Below are 14,757 nucleotides of genomic sequence, written 5' to 3'. Positions count from 1 at the left end.
CGGAAGAAGGAAGATTAGACCTCGCGGTCGACCTGGCCGGAAGCCAGGGTCGGAGCCGACACAGTGGCTACGACATCCAGGGAGCCGGTGTCGAAGTTGAAGGTCACCGGCACGTTGCCGCCGTAGGCGAAGTCGTCGTTCGCCAGCGTGGTCGCGGTGTACTCGATGCAGTTGTCGTTCTTGTCCTGCGGCATGCGCTCCAGGCCGTCCTTGGAATCCGCGACCAGCGCGCAGTTGTAGGCGATAGCGGAGGTGCCGGAAACGGTCGCCGGCTTGCCGTCCACCTCCACGGACTTCAGGGTGTGGTCCTTCATGGAGGTGTCCTGGTTGGTGGCAGTGAACTTCAGGGCGGCCTGGCCGTCCTCTGCCAGCACCACGGTCACGTCGTGCACGGCGACGGAACCGTCCTCGGTGGAGGCGCTTGCGCCGTCAACGGCCGCAACCTGGTTCGAGGTCTGGGTGATCTGGCCGGCGGAGCAGCCGACGAGGGCCAGGGTGGCGCAGCCGGCGACGGCAGCGGCAGCGACGCGCTTCAGGGACTTCACGGGGGTGTCCTCCATCATCAACTCATTCGAGGGTTTTCTCCGCATTACTCTAGCGTCTGCACAGCAAGTTTTCCCACTTGCTCCCCCTATTGGGCGAGCCGACCTTTGGTCGTCGATAAGCAAAAAGCTCGGTGGTAGGGTGTTGAGGTCTGAACTTCGCCCAACGACGCAAGGAGCCGCAATGGAATTCAAGGTCGGAGAAGTGGTCGTGTACCCGCACCACGGAGCGGCCCGCATCGCCGACATCGAGCAGCGCGAGATGCGCGGGGAGACGCTCGATTACCTGGTGCTGCAGATTCTCCACTCGGACCTTGAAGTGCGCGTCCCGGTGAAGAACTCCGAGCTTGTCGGTGTGCGCGACGTGGTCAACGAGGAAGGCCTGCAGAAGGTGTTCTCCGTGCTGCGCGAGACCGACGTGGAGGAGGCGGGCAACTGGTCCCGCCGCTACAAGGCCAACCAGGAGCGCCTCGCGTCCGGCGACATCAACAAGGTCGCCGAGGTGGTCCGCGACCTCTGGCGCCGCGACCAGGGTAAGGGCCTTTCCGCTGGTGAGAAGCGCATGCTGGGCAAGGCGCGCCAGATTCTCGTCGGCGAGCTTGCGCTGGCGGAGCCGGTGGACGAGAAGAAGGTCGACGAGATGGACAAGCAGATCCAGGCCATCATCGACGAGCAGGTCAAGGCTGGCATCTCCGTTGATCCGGGCCAGGTCGACGACGATGACGAGGTGGATCTGGACGACCTCTCCTTCGACGACGAGGACGACGACAAGTAAATTGCGCCGCGAAACTGTGGCGGTCGTCGCCGCCGCCGGCCAGGGAACCCGACTGGGTGCCGAAGTGCCCAAGGCTTATGTGGAACTTGGTGGCCGGACGCTGCTGGAGCGCTCCGTGGCGACGATGACCGAGGTCGTTGACCACGTGGTCGTAGTGGTCAGCCCGTCGATGGAAACGCGCGCCCGCGAGCTTCTGGCCGGCTATGAGGTCCGGTTCGTGCATGGGGGTGCGGAGCGCGCGGACTCCATCTTCGCGGCGCTCAAAGCAATTTCGCTTGACGACGCCTGCGTGGTCGTCCACGACGCCGCCCGCGCGCTAACCCCCGCGGCGATGGTTTCGCGCGTAGTTGACGCGGTGCTTCGCGGCGCCCCTGCCGTGGTGCCCGTGGTGCCGGTGGCGGACACGGTGAAGCGGGTTTCGGGGGAGATTGTCGAAGAGACCCTGGACCGTTCTGCGCTTCGCGCTGCCCAGACGCCGCAGGGCTTTGACCTGCGGATGCTGCGCGAGGCGAACGAAAAGTACCTCGCCGAGAAGCCAGCGTTCGTCGCCACCGACGACGCCTCCCTTATGGAGTGGTTCGGTGTTCCGGTCGTGTCCGTGGAGGGGGATCCCATGGCGTTCAAGATCACCACCCCGCTGGATTTACGGTTGGCGGAAAGCGTGGTTGGCGCGCTTTAAGGCCCGTGTCGGGGTCGTTTGCTATAGGTACGCGTGGGGAGATCTCGTCTTATCGTGGGATCGAAAACTTATCCGAAAAAACTTTTGGAAAACCCTTGACATGGGACATGCGTCGGCATTAATTTCGATATTAGTTTCGAGAGGAGGGTGAAACGTGAACGGAACATTTGCAACGGAGCGGGAAGGCTGTGCGATCGCCGCTGCAGGCCAGGCGATGCGGGAAGCGGAGTTTCAGATCTTCCACCGCTACGCCAAGCCGTTGGTAGAAGTGGAGGACTTCGAACTAGAGGCCTATTCGATTGCGATGGCCGTAGGGGAGAGCCAGGGTTGGGCTGAAAGTGGGATTCTTGGGTATTCGGTGCTAGCTGATCTGCCGAAGCTACGGGCGCTGCAGGAAGAGACCCGCCGGTTGGACGTGAGACGCCTGTCGGCCATCGAGTCCACCTTGAACCGGCTCAACCACTTGGCCACGCCAGACATTCTCGCCGACATGGACGAGTACCTAGTCAAGGTTTTCACGCCGCGACGTGTGGGGGCGGAGTTGCCGTCGCCAAGCTCGCTGCGTCGCCGCCTGCGCGAGCGGATCCAGCGCATCGATTCGGACCTGGCGCCGAACCAGAAGAAGATCAAGGACAGGAAGAAGGAGAAGGATCTGCCGTTCGGCACCTGCCGCAGCCACTTCTACGGCCAAGACGACGGCGATGCCGGGCTGAATGTGGAGGGCGACCCCGTCACGGTCGCCCTAATGGAGCGTTTCACCGAACAGGTGGCGCGCGAGCACAAGCTCTCGAGGGATGACGCAATCAAGGCCATCCTCACCGGCGAGATTCGTGCGACGCCGAAGGTCGTGCTCTACATGTTCACGTCGAAGACACCGGGCAGCTCGTACTACATCCCGAATTTCGGATGGACCGACGCGGACGGTACCGCCGCAGTGGAACAGATGCTGGAGGACAACCCGCCCCACGTCGTGGACCTGGATGAAGCAGAAGACGCCGAAACTGAGGCGTACGTGCCCATCGCCGCCATCCGTGCGCTGGTGCAGGCCCGAGACGGGGTGTGCCTCTGGCCCGGCTGCAGCGTGAAGGCCGAAAACTGCCAGCTGGACCACCGCATCCCCTTCAACGAAGGCGGCAAGACCGCCGCCTCAAACCTGTTTAGCCTCTGTGCGCACCACCACAACCTAAAGACCGATCGCCGCGTCTACTACGTGCCCGATCCGGTTACCGGCGAAATAGTGTGGCTGCATTCGGACGGCACTTTCCAAGTCTCGGCTCCGGAAGGGTTCATCACCGACTATCTGCAGCCGACGAACCCGAGGTGGAAGACAACGCTGGCGAAACGGCGGCAGAAACGCAAAGACCGTGCCGAGTTTTACAACCGCTGCCACTCCGCGGTGGAGAAGTACGAAAACGACCTCGACTACGACGCATGCATGGCCACGATCCGCGCGATGGAGGACAGGTTCGGCATGACGTTCGACTACCCGCCCATAAAGGAGCCGGAGGACACCCTAAATGTCCTCGCAGCACTGGAAAGGCAATGGAAGGAGACGGAATACGAGGAGCTACAGGAGCGCTACTCCGACTACGACTTCGGCGAGCCTGAAGTAGCGTCGTACCTATGACAAATCTTCGAGTAGGCACGGCGTTCGACGCCCACCAGATCCAACCCGGGAAAGAATGCTGGATCGCCGGCATCCTCCACGAAGGCCAGGACGGCTGCGAGGGGCATTCGGACGGCGACGTGGTCAGCCACGTCATCGTCGACGCCGTATTGTCCGCCTCCGGCCTCGGCGACCTTGGCTCCTTCGTTGGCGTCGGCCGTCCGGAGTATGACGGTGTGAAAGGTACCCAACTGCTGCAGGAGCTGAAAGAGCTTCTCGACGCCCACGGTCACAGCGTCGTCAACGTCTCCGCCCAACTGATCGGCCAAACCCCGAAGATCTCGCCGGTGCGCGAGGAAGCGGAGCGGGTCCTCTCGGAAGCCCTTGGTGCCCCGGTGTCCGTCTCGGCGACGACGACGGACCACATGGGATTCACCGGCAGGGGCGAGGGTCGCGCGGCCATAGCGACGGCGTTGGTGGAACGAAAGTTCCCTATTTCGTAACTAAAGTTCCCTACCTGCGGTTTTAACTTCCGGCCAGGAAGTTGGAGGGTTATCGTGAGCGCATGCGAAAAATACGTACAGCGCTCGCTGCGGTGCTTGGAACGGTCGCGGTGGCCCACGCGCCCATCGCGGCGGCGGTCCCGGCGATGCCGCAGGGGTACCCCATTGAGAACCTGGATACGGAGTGCAGCGCCGGTGTCACGCCCGAGTGGCGCTACGGCGAGACCGCCCGCCGCTACCTGGCGGACGGCACCCTCCAGTTCACCAACCGCACCGACCAGACCGTGCCCTATACGGCAACGGTGGAGACGGGCACGAACCGCAAGATCGAGGCCAACTCGAAGGCGGCGCTGCCGAGTGGCTGGGACACCACCGCGAAGACCGATATCGGCCTGAAGGAGTCCAACGGCTGGATCGAGGGCGAGACTTTCGGCCCGATCGAGCTCGGCCCGGGTGAGTCGTTCCGCGTGGATTACGGCGTGCTGGAGAAGGACTTCATCTCCATGTTCGTCACCTGTGACAACGGCGTGCTGCGCAACGCCCCTGGCGCCAACGTCATCCGCGGCACCGGCCCGGCGGAGCGCTACGCGTTCGCGTACATCATCAAGGCGGACGGCTCCGTGTCCAACCTGGCCATGGAAATCCCGGCCCGTGCCGAGGGCGCAAACTCGAGGCCTGCCGGCGACACGTACACCGCCACCTCTGGTCCGAGCTTGGAGAAGGTGGCGGGGGAGCGGGACGCCGTCGTCAGGCCTGATGCTTCCTTCCGCCGCGACGAGGAGTGGCCGCAGCTGAACGAGCCCGCACGCGAGGGCGACAAGGCCTGGTACCCGCACGACATCGAGGCGGTGGCGCCGACCTTCCGGAAGCCGGGGTACTCGCAGGACTTCCTCAACTGGTCCAAGGGTGACTACACCTTCCGCCCCGTGACGGATTACGTCGTCGGCGCGGAGAACAACCAGTACCTCAACTGGATGGGCGAGGATGGCAGGCTGCCGGAAGGCTGGCTCAGCTCCGTCGGTGCGGTCAAGCGCGCCTACATGCCGGTGAACACCCCGCTGAAACCCATCGACCTGAAGCCGGGCGACCGAGTCCGCGTCGAGTACGGCACCACGATGACGCGCATCAACTACAGCGAAATCTCCGCAGGCCGCGACGGCAAGTACTCCCGCGTGGTCACGCACCCGCAGTCGGCAGCACCGTCCGGTTTCTGGGCGGAGGCCACCGTGACCAGCAAGGACGGAACCGAGCGGGTCATCGACGTCACCCCGGACGAGTACCGCAACCTCCCCGTACCCACCCAAACCTACCTCTAAGGAACAACCATGAAACGCACCATCGCTTTGCTCACCACCGCCGCCGTTATCGCTCTCGCCCCGGCCGCCAACGCCCTGCCGCAGCGCACCTACGACGAAACCAACCCGACCACGATCGGCGCTTCTTGTGCTGTTCCAGGCGACCGTGGCCAGACCGTGGAAATCGTCCGCAGCTACTTCGACGGCTCCGCCGGCACCTGGACCGTGGCCAACTACAACGACGAGCCGCTGCCCGTGACCCGCTCGATCACCGAAACCAAGACCAAGACCTGGAACGTCACCGCAGGCCTGAGCTTCGACGTGGCCAAGCTGATCCAGTTCACGTTCTCCACCAGCTACACGGACGAGCAGTCCTACGAGGTCGGCGAGAAGATCGGCCCGTACAACATCGCCCCGGGCAAGACTGCTGTGCTGCAGGCCGGCTGGATCGTCTCCGACTTCAAGGGCCAGGAGACCGTGTGCGGCGCAGACGGCACCTGGGAAGCAGCCGGCAACACCTTCACCGCGACGATGCCGAAGGAACGCCACGTCCGCGTGAGCACCCGCGATAACATCGACTGGGGTGCGTAAATGAAACGGGTCATCCCTGCGCTGGCGGCAACGCTGCTGTTTGCTGCCCCCGCTAACGCGCAGTCCTACGACTTCGAGCTTCCGCAACGCTGGAACGAGGATCTCGCACCGGGGAGCCGGTGCGCCACGCCGGGCATGACAGATACGTACGTCGATGCGACCCGCCGCTGGTTCAAACAGACCGACGCCGCGAGCGTGGGCAACGACACCGAAGGCCCGGTTCCGGTGGAGCAGACCGTGAAGGAAAAGCGGGTTGAGACCCTCGAGGTTTCCGGCACCTTCACGCCGAAGGGCGACCTGGTGAAGAACGTCTCCCGCGCGTACGGCTGGAATTACGTGCACCAGGTCAGCTGGTCGCTGAACCAGGTGGTCGGCCCATACACCCTGGACGCCGGGAAGCAGGGCAGGCTGGTGTGGGGCTTCACCATGCTCGACGGCGACGCCCAGGACGTGAAATGCAGCGCGGACCAGGTCTGGGAGCCGGTGGGTAAACCGTACGAGTTCAGCGTTCCCGAGGCACGCTACTCGGAGCTCAAGGTGGACGAGTCGTCGCTGTAGACTGCGGTGTTGTGAAGCAACGCATTTTCGACACCAAGACCCGCACGCTGCGCGACTTCGAGCCGATCCGTCCCGGCCACGTCTCGATCTACCTGTGCGGCGCCACCCCGCAGGCCAAACCGCACATCGGGCACTTGCGCTCGGGTGTCGCGTTCGACATCGTCCGCCGCTGGTTTTTGGCCAACGACTACGACGTCGCCTTCGTGCGCAACGTCACGGACATCGACGACAAGATCCTGACCAAGGCGCGCGAGCACAACCGCCCCTGGTGGGAGTGGGTCTCCACGTACGAGCGCGAGTTCACCCGCGCATACGACACCCTCGGGGTGCTGCCGCCGTCCGTCGAGCCGCGCGCGACCGGGCACGTCACCCAGATGGTCGACTACATGCAGAGGCTGATCGACGCTGGCTTCGCCTACACCCGCGACGGCTCCGTCTACTTCGACGTCAACGCCTGGGTGGAAGCCGGCGGAGACTACGGCTCGATCTCCGGCAACAAGCTGGCGGACATGACGGGCGACGACCCTGACTTCGCCCTGTGGAAGGCCGCCAAGCCAGACGAGCCGAGCTGGCCCACCCCGTGGGGCCCGGGCCGCCCCGGCTGGCACCTGGAGTGCTCGGCAATGTCCACCTGGTACCTCGGCTCCGAATTCGACATCCACGGCGGCGGATTGGACCTGCAGTTCCCGCACCACGAGAACGAGCAGGCCCAGTCGCACGCCGCCGGCGATGGATTTGCGCGCTTCTGGATGCACAACCACTGGGTGACCATGGCGGGCGAGAAGATGTCGAAGTCGCTCGGCAACGTGCTGTCCATCGACGCGATGCTCGAGCAGGTCCGCCCGGTGGAGCTGCGCTACTACCTGGGGTCGGCCCACTACCGCAGCGTGCTGGAGTACTCGCCGGAGGCGCTGCAGGAGGCGGCGGCCGGCTACCGGCGCATCGAAGAATTTGTCAAGCGCGCCGGCATGCCCGAGCCTACGACCTGGACCGACGGGTTCGCAGAAGCGCTCAACGACGACTTCTCCGTGCCCAAGGCGCTCGCCGAGATCCACAACCTGGTCCGCGAGGGCAACAAGGCTTCGGATCCCGCCCCTATCGCGGCTCAGGTGCGTGCGATGGCGGCCGTGTTGGGTGTGGATCCGGGGGCGTGGCCGTCGTCGACAAGCAATAGCAACGCGCTCGATGTGCTGGTGCGCGCCGAGCTGGAGCGGCGCGCGGTCGCCCGCGCGGAGAAGGACTGGGCGACCGCCGATGAGGTGCGCGACAGGTTGGCCGAGGCTGGCATCGAGGTGACCGACACGGCCGACGGGCCGCAGTGGCAGGTGAAGGAGTAAATCATGGCGAAACCGTACGAGCGGCCCGACAAGCAAAAGAAGAACAAGAAAGGCCCCACGAAGGGCTCCGGCGGGCAGCGCCGCCGCGGCCTGCGCGGCAAGGGCGCGACCCCGAAGGCGGAAGACCGCGTCTACCACGCCGCGCACCAGCGCAAGCTGGACCGCCAGCGCCGCGCGCAGGGGCGCCACGACCGCGAGGTCGCCGACATGGTAGTCGGCCGCAACCCGGTGGTGGAGTGCCTGAAGGCGAAGGTGCCGGCGGAGGCGCTGTACGTGGTGGCTGGTACCGGCCACGACGAGCGGCTCAGCGAGGCGGTCGGAATGGCCAACTCCAAGGGCATCCCGGTGCACGAGGTGCCGCGCCAGCAGCTCGACGCGATGACTGGCAACGGCATGCACCAGGGTGTCGGCCTGAAGATCCAGCCGTACAAGTACGCGGACTTCCAGGATCTGCTCGAATCTGTGGACGGCCCCGGCATGTTCGTGGTGCTGGACAACATCACGGATCCGCGCAACCTCGGCGCGGTGATCCGCTCGACTGCGGCGTTCGGGGGCAATGGCGTGATCATCCCGGAGCGCCGCTCGGCGCAGGTCACAGGCGTGGCGTGGAGGACGTCCGCCGGCACCGCGGCGCGGCTGCCGGTGGCGCGGGTGACCAACGTGACCCGCACCGTCAAGCAGTTCCAGGACAACGGCTATACCGTGGTCGGCCTCGATGCGGGCGGCGAGCACACCCTGGACACCTTCGACCAGGCCACCGACAACGTGGTCATCGTCGTTGGTTCCGAAGGCAAGGGCATTTCGCGCCTGGTGCGCGAGAACTGCGACGTCATCATGTCCGTGCCCATGGAGGACTGGGTCGAATCCCTCAACGCCTCCGTCGCGGCGGGCGTGGTGCTAAGCGAGTTTGCTAGGCAAAGAAGAACTCGCGGATAAGTTCCCCGCCGGTCGGGGACTTCGGGTTGTGGCCCAGCCGCGGGTCGAGGTCCTTGTTTACTGGCACCATGTGCCCGGCACCTTCGAGGGAGACGAGGCGGACCGGGTGCTCGCCGGTCCAATCGTCGACGCGGAGCTTCTCGCTTATCGACGTTTCGTGGCCGACGCACCCGTTCAATTCCGCAAAGAACTCGGCGGAGTCGAGTGCGGAACGGGTTTCTCCTCGGTTGTTGCCGCCGATACCGGCCACGCCGCCGTCGTACGGCACGAACTTGTCTTTCGTGCCCTGGACGGCCAGAAGCTTCGTCGGTTGGTAGTTATCGACGGTGGTCAGCGTGTTGTCTTCGGTGGGCATCGACGCGCCGAAGGTGGCGGCGCCGGTGAGCAGACCTGGGGCGTCGAAAAGCAGGCGCATGATCATCTGCCCGCCGTTAGAGAAACCGCAGCCGATGACCGTGTCGGCGTTGTAGTGCTCGACAAGTTTTGTGAGAAAGCCGACGTCGTCGATGCGCATGCGGCGCGCATCCTCGTTGAAGCCCGCGCGCAGGTCGTTGAAGTGGTGTTTGATGCCGTCCGGGTAGACCACGGTGGGGCCGAGGCCCTCGAAGGTGCGGTCGGTGAAGTTGCGCAGCACGTTGCCGGACTGCAGCGAGCCGTGCAGGACCAGAAGGAGGGCGTTGGTCGTGCCTTCGACCTCGATCCAGCGACGCTCGTGGCCCTGGTGGACTAGCGCGTGGCGCTCCATGCTTCCCTTTCGTCGGCGAGTTGGGTGAGCAATTGTGCCATGGCGTCGACGTCGGGTACCCGGCGGGTGGCCCGCGACGGTTTTGTGCCGACCTTGATGCCGAGGTCGGTGTCATCGAGCACTGCCATCGCGTGCTCGTCCGTGTCGTCGTCGCCGGCGAAAATGGTGCGGTCGAAGGCCTGCTTGTAGGCGTTGAGCCAGGTGCCCTTAGTTATCTCCACCGCGGAAAACTCCACGACGTTGTGGCCGTGCGTTTTCGGGCGGCCATGGGTGTCGATGGTGTCTGCAGCGGCGAGGATGGCTTGTGCGGTGTCGGGGTTTTGCACCTTCGCCACATGGAGGACGCGCTGATAGGGCTTGACCTCCACGTAGGCGCCGTCGGTGGCGAAGGTTTTTAGCTGGTTTTCGATGTGGTCGAGGTAATTTTGGTCCTCTTTTCCAAGTAGTGGCCCCGGCTCCGCGCCGTGGGAGCCGATCAGGGTGACTGGGAGGTCTGCGGGCAGGACCTGTTTAATGCCCTCGATGTGGCGGCCGGTGAGGATGGCCACTTCCGTTTCTGGGATGGCGGCGAGACGACGGATGGCGACTTCCGCATCTGGGTGGATGCGCACTGCGTACGGGTCAGGATCCAGCTCGGCGAGGGTGCCGTCGAAATCCAGGCAAACAAGCAGCCTCATCGCATCAGCCTTAGCGTTTCGCCGGTTTCTGCCACGAGGATCATCTCGAAGTCCGCGGGGCGGGACACCTGGAAGGTCGTGTTCTCGGTGAGGAGATGTTCCAGCTGGTCGTGGGTGTAGCGGGCCCAGCCGGAGCAATCGCCCGGGTCGCCGAGAGTGATGTTTTCCAGCGTGATGGTGTCTTTGCCCTCGAACGAGCCGGACACGTCGGCGCAGCCGGTGGTGCCGGTGAACCTTTGGTCGTCGATACGCACGCGCGCAACCGATGTCTCAGTGGCGGGCTGGTCCTCGCTGGTGCGCAGCGAGACGAGCTGCCACGTGGGGGCGGGCGCGCAGGCGGCCAGGGCGAACAGTGGCACGATTGCTAGAGCGCGCTTCACAGCTCCTCCAGGAACGATTTCGCCCACGCGGCCACATCGTGCTCCATCACCCAGTCGTGCATGTGGCGCATGCGCGTCGTGTCCGGGTCGGTGGCCTCGAGGATCGCCTCCTTGATGGACTCCAGGTCGAACGGGTTGCACAAATACGCCTGGTCGAGCTCCACGGCGGCACCCGCGAACTCGGAGAGCACCAGCGCGCCGTCCCCGTCCGGGTGGGCCGCCACATACTCCTTAGCCACCAGATTCATGCCGTCCTTGAACGGGGTGACCAGCATGATGTCCGCGGCGGCGTAGAAGGTGCCCAGGTGTTCTTTCGGCACGCTGCGGTGCACGTAGTGCACGATCGGACGGCCCACCTCGCCGAAGCGGCCGTTGATGCGCCCGATCGCTTCCTCGACATCCTTGCGGGTAGTGCGGTAGTGCTCAATGCGCTCACGCGACGGGGTGGCAATCTGCACAAACGCGATGTCGGAGAGCTTGCCCTCCTCCAGCAACGACTCGATGGCCAGCAGGCGCTGCAGAATACCCTTCGTGTAGTCCAGGCGGTCCACGCCGAGCAGCAGGTGCCTCGGGCTGCCGACGGCGCTGCGTAACGCTTTGACCTGCTCGTCTGTCGCGGTCGCGATCTCCCCCGAATCGATCGAAATAGGGAAAGTGCCCGTGCGGATGTCCTCCGTGAGCAGGCGGAAGTTGTCCTCATCGGTGTGGCGCTGAAAACCGATCAGGTCGCAGCCCTTCAACCCCTCCAGGATCTCCTCGCGCCACGGCAGCTGCTGGAACAACGCGGGGGCGGGGAAGGGGATGTGCAGGAAAAAGCCGATGGTCACGTCGGGACGGATCGCCTTGAGCATCCCCGGGACAAGCTGAAGCTGGTAATCCTGCACCCACACCGTGGCGTTCTCGGCAGCAGCGTGAGCGGTCGCCTCCGCGAACTTGCGGTTGACTGCGACGTAGCGGTCCCACCATTCCTGCTTGTACTCCGGCTGGACAATCAGGTCGTGGTAGAGCGGCCACAGCGCAGAGTTGGAAAAACCCTCGTAAAAGCCCTCGAAATCGTCCTGGTCGAGGGAGACCGGCAAAAGCGAGATGCCGCCGAACTCGAACGGCTCGAGTGTTTCCCCGATATTGCCGGGCCACCCCACCCAACACCCCTCACGGGCGCGCAAAACCGGGGCGAGGGCGGCGACCAGGCCGCCAGGGGAGACCTCGTAAGAGTCTCCCACCTTGTCCACCGGCAGGCGGTTCGCCACAACGACGAACTCGTTGTCCCCCATTTAGGCCTTCTTGGCAGTCTTCTTCGTCGACTTCTTGGTGGCCTTTTTGGACGCCTTCTTCGTGGTCTTCTTCTTCGTGGCCTTTTTGCTTGCCTTTTTCTTCGTGGCCTTCTTCTTCGTCGCCTTCTTCTTGGTGGCCTTCTTCGGAGCTTCCTCCTCGGCCTCCTTCTCCAGATCCTCCACGTAACGCTTGTACACGAAGCCCTTCGGGGCAACACCCAACATGGACATCAGCGTTACGCCGTCCAGGAAGTCCTCGGCGTAGGTTGCCACGATCCGACGGGCACCCGAAGCCGTCTGCTCCTCAACAGCGTGCATCGCCTCAGCGGTTGGGCGCGAATCGGTGATCTTGGGTGGCACTACGTTCTCCTTCTTCCATCAGGCGTCAAGGGCTTTCATCCTACGCGATGAGCTTACCGACGTCGCCGCACCCTGAGCAGCTGCTCGAAGGTGAAGCGGCCGGCGCGTTTGAACGCTTGATACGGCACATACAGCTGCGGCCTGCGGATGCGGCGCGCAACCCACTCGCCGAACACCACACCCGCGGCCAAAGCCATGCAGGTGCCGATAGCGGTGAACAAGTTCATCATGCCAAGCAGAAGCTGCTCGTTCATCAGCGCGTACATGCCGCGGTAAATCCACGAACCGGGCAAAAACGGGGTCACGCCGGCCACAGCCGTGATCACCGGGTTGATCAGGAAGCGGCGAGAGATCAGGCCACCGACGAGGCCCACCACGATGGCGCAGGCCGCGGTTGCGGACAGCCTGCCCAAGCCCAGCGGAGCGAGCAGGATGTAGTAGCAAGCGGAGCCGAGCGCGGCGGTGACAAACGACAAGATGATCGCGGCGCGCTCCGCGAAACAGCACACGGCAAACGCGGCTGCGGCCATGCCACCGCCGACCACGGTAAGCAACGCGTTCGAATACGCGGCGCTGCCGGGGAGAAGCTCAATCGGCGGCAGGGGCATGCCCACCATCTCTGATACCGCCACGCCGCTGGCCACGCCGGCCACGATGCCGCCGGTGTTCAGCATGGCGGAAAAGAAGCGGGCGGAAGCGTTGAGGGGGGAGCCGGTCACGCCGTCGAGAAGCGATTGCACAAGCGTCAAACCCGCGAGAAGGACGATGATGCCCGTCGCAATGAGCTGACTGGGCACGATTGTGCGGCCGATCGACGCGGAGAAGTCGTACGTGATTGCCGCAGGGACCGTGGCAAGGAAGCCGCCGATGACGTTGTGGAAAAACGCGGGCAGGCCGCCGCGCGAAAGTAGCTTGTTGAAGCCCATGATGAGGAACGCGGTCAGGCCGCCGACGGTCATCATCAGAAGGTCGCCGCCGAGCAGCATCGCCACGAAGAAACCCATCACCGTCCAGCCCGCGAGGTTGCGGGTGTTGCGGTGGGGGATCGGGGAGGTGTCGATGTCGTTGAGGATCCGCTCCGCCATCTCCGGCGGCGTCGCGCCGGAACGGATCGAGCGGATCAGGCGGTCCACTTCCTGCAGCTTGTGGTAGTTCTCGCTGATCATCGTGACCACACGGAACACGTTCACCGGGGTGCGCTGATCCACGCCGATGATCGTGTTGAGCGTGATCGTGTTCACCGTGATCGACACGTGCACGTAGTGCAGGCCATAAGACGAGCACACCGTATGGATCTGCTTCGCCGCATCCGCGGACGTCGTCGCGTTCGCAATGAGGATCTCCCCGATGCGCGCCGCGATGTTCATCACCGCCGCGACCTCAGCCGGATCTGCCAGGTTAATGGGTGCGAGGACGGACGGCGGCGGAGACGTGCGGGCCTCGTCAATCGTTGCCACGCGCTGCCGGGAGCCGGAGATCCTCTCCCACAATGAGTTACCTTCTGCCACACGCTCACACTAACGGTTAGCCAGTTGTGTCGCAGGTGCGGGGCGTGTGTAAGATTCTGCTTCACTGCTGGAGTGGCGCAATTGGTAGCGCAACGGTCTTGTAAACCGTAGGTTGCGGGTTCAAGTCCCGTCTCCAGCTCCAATTCTTTTTGGGGGCGCTTTTGTGGGGAGGCATTTCGGGGGAAGTCCGCGAGAGCCATTCAGTGGACGTACAGGAAACGTGCAGACTCGTGCGGTTTAATCGCTCTATCTTGTTGCAACGAAACGGAAAGTGATTGACATGGCAGACAACTCGCAGAACCTGAAGGTCCTCGTCGTCGACGACGAACCGAACATCGTGGAGCTGTTAACTGTTTCCCTGAAGTTCCAAGGGTTCGAGGTGGAGACCGCAAACTCCGGTCCCGCAGCCATCGAACTCGCACATTCCTGGAAGCCGGACGCCTACATCCTCGACGTGATGATGCCGGAAATGGACGGCTTCGAGCTGCTGAGCAAACTGCGCGCCGAAGGCTTGGATGCTCCGGTGCTCTTCCTCACCGCCAAGGATGCAGTGGAAGACCGCATCCACGGCCTGACCATCGGCGCGGACGACTACGTGACCAAGCCGTTCTCTCTCGAAGAAGTGATCACCCGCCTGCGCGTGATCCTGCGCCGCGGCAACGTCAGCGAAGACGCCAACGAAGACACCACCCTGCGCTACGCGGACCTGACGCTCAACGACGACACCCACGAGGTAACCAAAGCCGGCGAGATCGTGGAACTTTCGCCCACCGAGTTCAACCTGCTGCGCTACCTCATGCTCAACGCCGAGGTCGTGGTGTCCAAGGCGAAGATCCTGGACAACGTGTGGCACTACGACTTCGGCGGCGACGGCAACGTCGTCGAGTCTTACATCTCCTACCTTCGCCGCAAAGTGGACACCGGCGACGTGCAGCTGATCCACACCGTCCGCGGCGTCGGCTACGTGCTGCGCACCCCGCGCCAGTAGTCC

General features: G+C 64.1%; 17 protein-coding genes and 1 tRNA gene. 11 read left to right on the top strand and 7 right to left on the bottom strand.

All coding sequences use genetic code 11. The features are described 5' to 3' along the window. Positions 1-14 precede the first annotated feature (14 nt). Positions 15-560, bottom strand: coding sequence for a hypothetical protein (locus QP996_RS04385; protein WP_284871425.1), 546 nt, complete (start codon positions 558-560; stop codon positions 15-17). A 166-nt stretch (positions 561-726) separates the two neighbouring features. On the opposite strand from QP996_RS04385, the gene QP996_RS04380 reads away from it, so the two are divergent. The 9 genes from QP996_RS04380 to rlmB all read left to right on the top strand — a co-directional run bounded on the left by QP996_RS04380 (position 727) and on the right by rlmB (position 8,822). Then, positions 727-1,317 (top strand): CarD family transcriptional regulator, encoded by a 591-nt coding sequence (locus QP996_RS04380; RefSeq protein ID WP_070844590.1) that lies wholly within the window; start codon positions 727-729, stop codon positions 1,315-1,317. 1 nt (position 1,318) lies between these two features. Then, entirely contained in the window at positions 1,319-1,996 is a 678-nt protein-coding gene (gene ispD, locus QP996_RS04375) for a 2-C-methyl-D-erythritol 4-phosphate cytidylyltransferase (protein WP_284871424.1), read from the top strand. Between the two features lie 154 nt (positions 1,997-2,150). Beyond that, positions 2,151-3,623, top strand: coding sequence for an HNH endonuclease signature motif containing protein (locus tag QP996_RS04370; RefSeq protein WP_284871423.1), 1,473 nt, complete (start codon positions 2,151-2,153; stop codon positions 3,621-3,623). Further along, positions 3,620-4,105 carry a 2-C-methyl-D-erythritol 2,4-cyclodiphosphate synthase gene (ispF, locus tag QP996_RS04365; protein ID WP_284871422.1) on the top strand — a complete coding sequence of 162 codons (486 nt, stop codon included), beginning with the start codon at positions 3,620-3,622 and terminating at the stop codon, positions 4,103-4,105. Before QP996_RS04370 ends, ispF begins: the two co-directional genes overlap by 4 nt. A 62-nt stretch (positions 4,106-4,167) precedes the next feature. Continuing rightward, on the top strand, positions 4,168-5,421 hold the full coding sequence (locus tag QP996_RS04360; RefSeq protein ID WP_284871421.1) for a hypothetical protein: 1,254 nt from the start codon (positions 4,168-4,170) through the stop codon (positions 5,419-5,421). Positions 5,422-5,430: 9 nt separating this feature from the next. Next, a complete protein-coding gene (locus QP996_RS04355; RefSeq protein ID WP_284871420.1) occupies positions 5,431-5,991 on the top strand; it encodes a hypothetical protein in 561 nt (186 codons plus the stop codon). Continuing rightward, complete coding sequence (locus tag QP996_RS04350) at positions 5,992-6,549, top strand: hypothetical protein (protein ID WP_284871419.1); 558 nt, start codon at positions 5,992-5,994, stop codon at positions 6,547-6,549. Positions 6,550-6,560: 11 nt separating this feature from the next. Further along, positions 6,561-7,886: a cysteine--tRNA ligase gene (cysS, locus tag QP996_RS04345; protein WP_284871418.1), complete on the top strand. Its 1,326-nt coding sequence runs from the start codon at positions 6,561-6,563 to the stop codon at positions 7,884-7,886. Between the two features lie 3 nt (positions 7,887-7,889). Continuing rightward, a complete protein-coding gene (gene rlmB, locus QP996_RS04340; RefSeq protein WP_284871417.1) occupies positions 7,890-8,822 on the top strand; it encodes a 23S rRNA (guanosine(2251)-2'-O)-methyltransferase RlmB in 933 nt (310 codons plus the stop codon). Here the strand turns inward: rlmB and QP996_RS04335 are convergent. The 6 genes from QP996_RS04335 to thrE are packed head-to-tail and all read right to left on the bottom strand — an operon-like array spanning position 8,797 to position 13,766. Continuing rightward, positions 8,797-9,567 (bottom strand): CE1 family esterase, encoded by a 771-nt coding sequence (locus QP996_RS04335; protein ID WP_284871416.1) that lies wholly within the window; start codon positions 9,565-9,567, stop codon positions 8,797-8,799. The genes rlmB and QP996_RS04335 overlap by 26 nt on opposite strands. Further along, positions 9,549-10,244 carry a trehalose-phosphatase gene (locus QP996_RS04330; RefSeq protein WP_284871415.1) on the bottom strand — a complete coding sequence of 232 codons (696 nt, stop codon included), beginning with the start codon at positions 10,242-10,244 and terminating at the stop codon, positions 9,549-9,551. The genes QP996_RS04335 and QP996_RS04330 overlap by 19 nt, the downstream gene beginning before the upstream one ends. Next, the gene (locus tag QP996_RS04325; RefSeq protein ID WP_284871414.1) at positions 10,241-10,624 is read right to left on the bottom strand and encodes an META domain-containing protein; all 384 of its coding nucleotides are present in this window, start codon (positions 10,622-10,624) and stop codon (positions 10,241-10,243) included. The genes QP996_RS04330 and QP996_RS04325 overlap by 4 nt, the downstream gene beginning before the upstream one ends. Beyond that, positions 10,621-11,898: an alpha,alpha-trehalose-phosphate synthase (UDP-forming) gene (locus tag QP996_RS04320; protein WP_284871413.1), complete on the bottom strand. Its 1,278-nt coding sequence runs from the start codon at positions 11,896-11,898 to the stop codon at positions 10,621-10,623. Before QP996_RS04320 ends, QP996_RS04325 begins: the two co-directional genes overlap by 4 nt. Then, a complete protein-coding gene (locus tag QP996_RS04315) occupies positions 11,899-12,258 on the bottom strand; it encodes a hypothetical protein (RefSeq protein WP_284871412.1) in 360 nt (119 codons plus the stop codon). Positions 12,259-12,311: 53 nt separating this feature from the next. Beyond that, a complete protein-coding gene (gene thrE, locus QP996_RS04310; RefSeq protein WP_284871411.1) occupies positions 12,312-13,766 on the bottom strand; it encodes a threonine/serine exporter ThrE in 1,455 nt (484 codons plus the stop codon). A 66-nt stretch (positions 13,767-13,832) separates the two neighbouring features. Between thrE and QP996_RS04305 the strand changes: the two genes are divergently transcribed. Together QP996_RS04305 and QP996_RS04300 are read left to right on the top strand one after the other, a co-directional pair. Continuing rightward, positions 13,833-13,908 (top strand) — tRNA-Thr (locus tag QP996_RS04305). Between the two features lie 138 nt (positions 13,909-14,046). Then, on the top strand, positions 14,047-14,754 hold the full coding sequence (locus QP996_RS04300; protein WP_181889050.1) for a response regulator transcription factor: 708 nt from the start codon (positions 14,047-14,049) through the stop codon (positions 14,752-14,754). Positions 14,755-14,757 lie beyond the last annotated feature (3 nt).

The organism is Corynebacterium sp. MSK008, from assembly GCF_030232585.1.
Taxonomy (GTDB): domain Bacteria; phylum Actinomycetota; class Actinomycetes; order Mycobacteriales; family Mycobacteriaceae; genus Corynebacterium.
This window is presented reverse-complemented; position numbering and strand designations above follow the sequence as displayed.

Excerpts from the sequence above, each read along its gene's own strand:
- QP996_RS04300 (WP_181889050.1), top strand. The coding sequence starts at position 14,047 with ATGGCAGACAACTCGCAGAACCTGAAGGTCCTCGTCGTCGACGACGAA.
- QP996_RS04385 (WP_284871425.1), bottom strand. The coding sequence starts at position 560 with ATGGAGGACACCCCCGTGAAGTCCCTGAAGCGCGTCGCTGCCGCTGCC.
- QP996_RS04335 (WP_284871416.1), bottom strand. The coding sequence starts at position 9,567 with ATGGAGCGCCACGCGCTAGTCCACCAGGGCCACGAGCGTCGCTGGATC.
- ispF (WP_284871422.1), top strand. The coding sequence starts at position 3,620 with ATGACAAATCTTCGAGTAGGCACGGCGTTCGACGCCCACCAGATCCAA.
- QP996_RS04330 (WP_284871415.1), bottom strand. The coding sequence starts at position 10,244 with ATGAGGCTGCTTGTTTGCCTGGATTTCGACGGCACCCTCGCCGAGCTG.
- QP996_RS04380 (WP_070844590.1), top strand. The coding sequence starts at position 727 with ATGGAATTCAAGGTCGGAGAAGTGGTCGTGTACCCGCACCACGGAGCG.
- QP996_RS04355 (WP_284871420.1), top strand. The coding sequence starts at position 5,431 with ATGAAACGCACCATCGCTTTGCTCACCACCGCCGCCGTTATCGCTCTC.
- QP996_RS04360 (WP_284871421.1), top strand. The coding sequence starts at position 4,168 with ATGCGAAAAATACGTACAGCGCTCGCTGCGGTGCTTGGAACGGTCGCG.
- QP996_RS04350 (WP_284871419.1), top strand. The coding sequence starts at position 5,992 with ATGAAACGGGTCATCCCTGCGCTGGCGGCAACGCTGCTGTTTGCTGCC.
- QP996_RS04320 (WP_284871413.1), bottom strand. The coding sequence starts at position 11,898 with ATGGGGGACAACGAGTTCGTCGTTGTGGCGAACCGCCTGCCGGTGGAC.
- rlmB (WP_284871417.1), top strand. The coding sequence starts at position 7,890 with ATGGCGAAACCGTACGAGCGGCCCGACAAGCAAAAGAAGAACAAGAAA.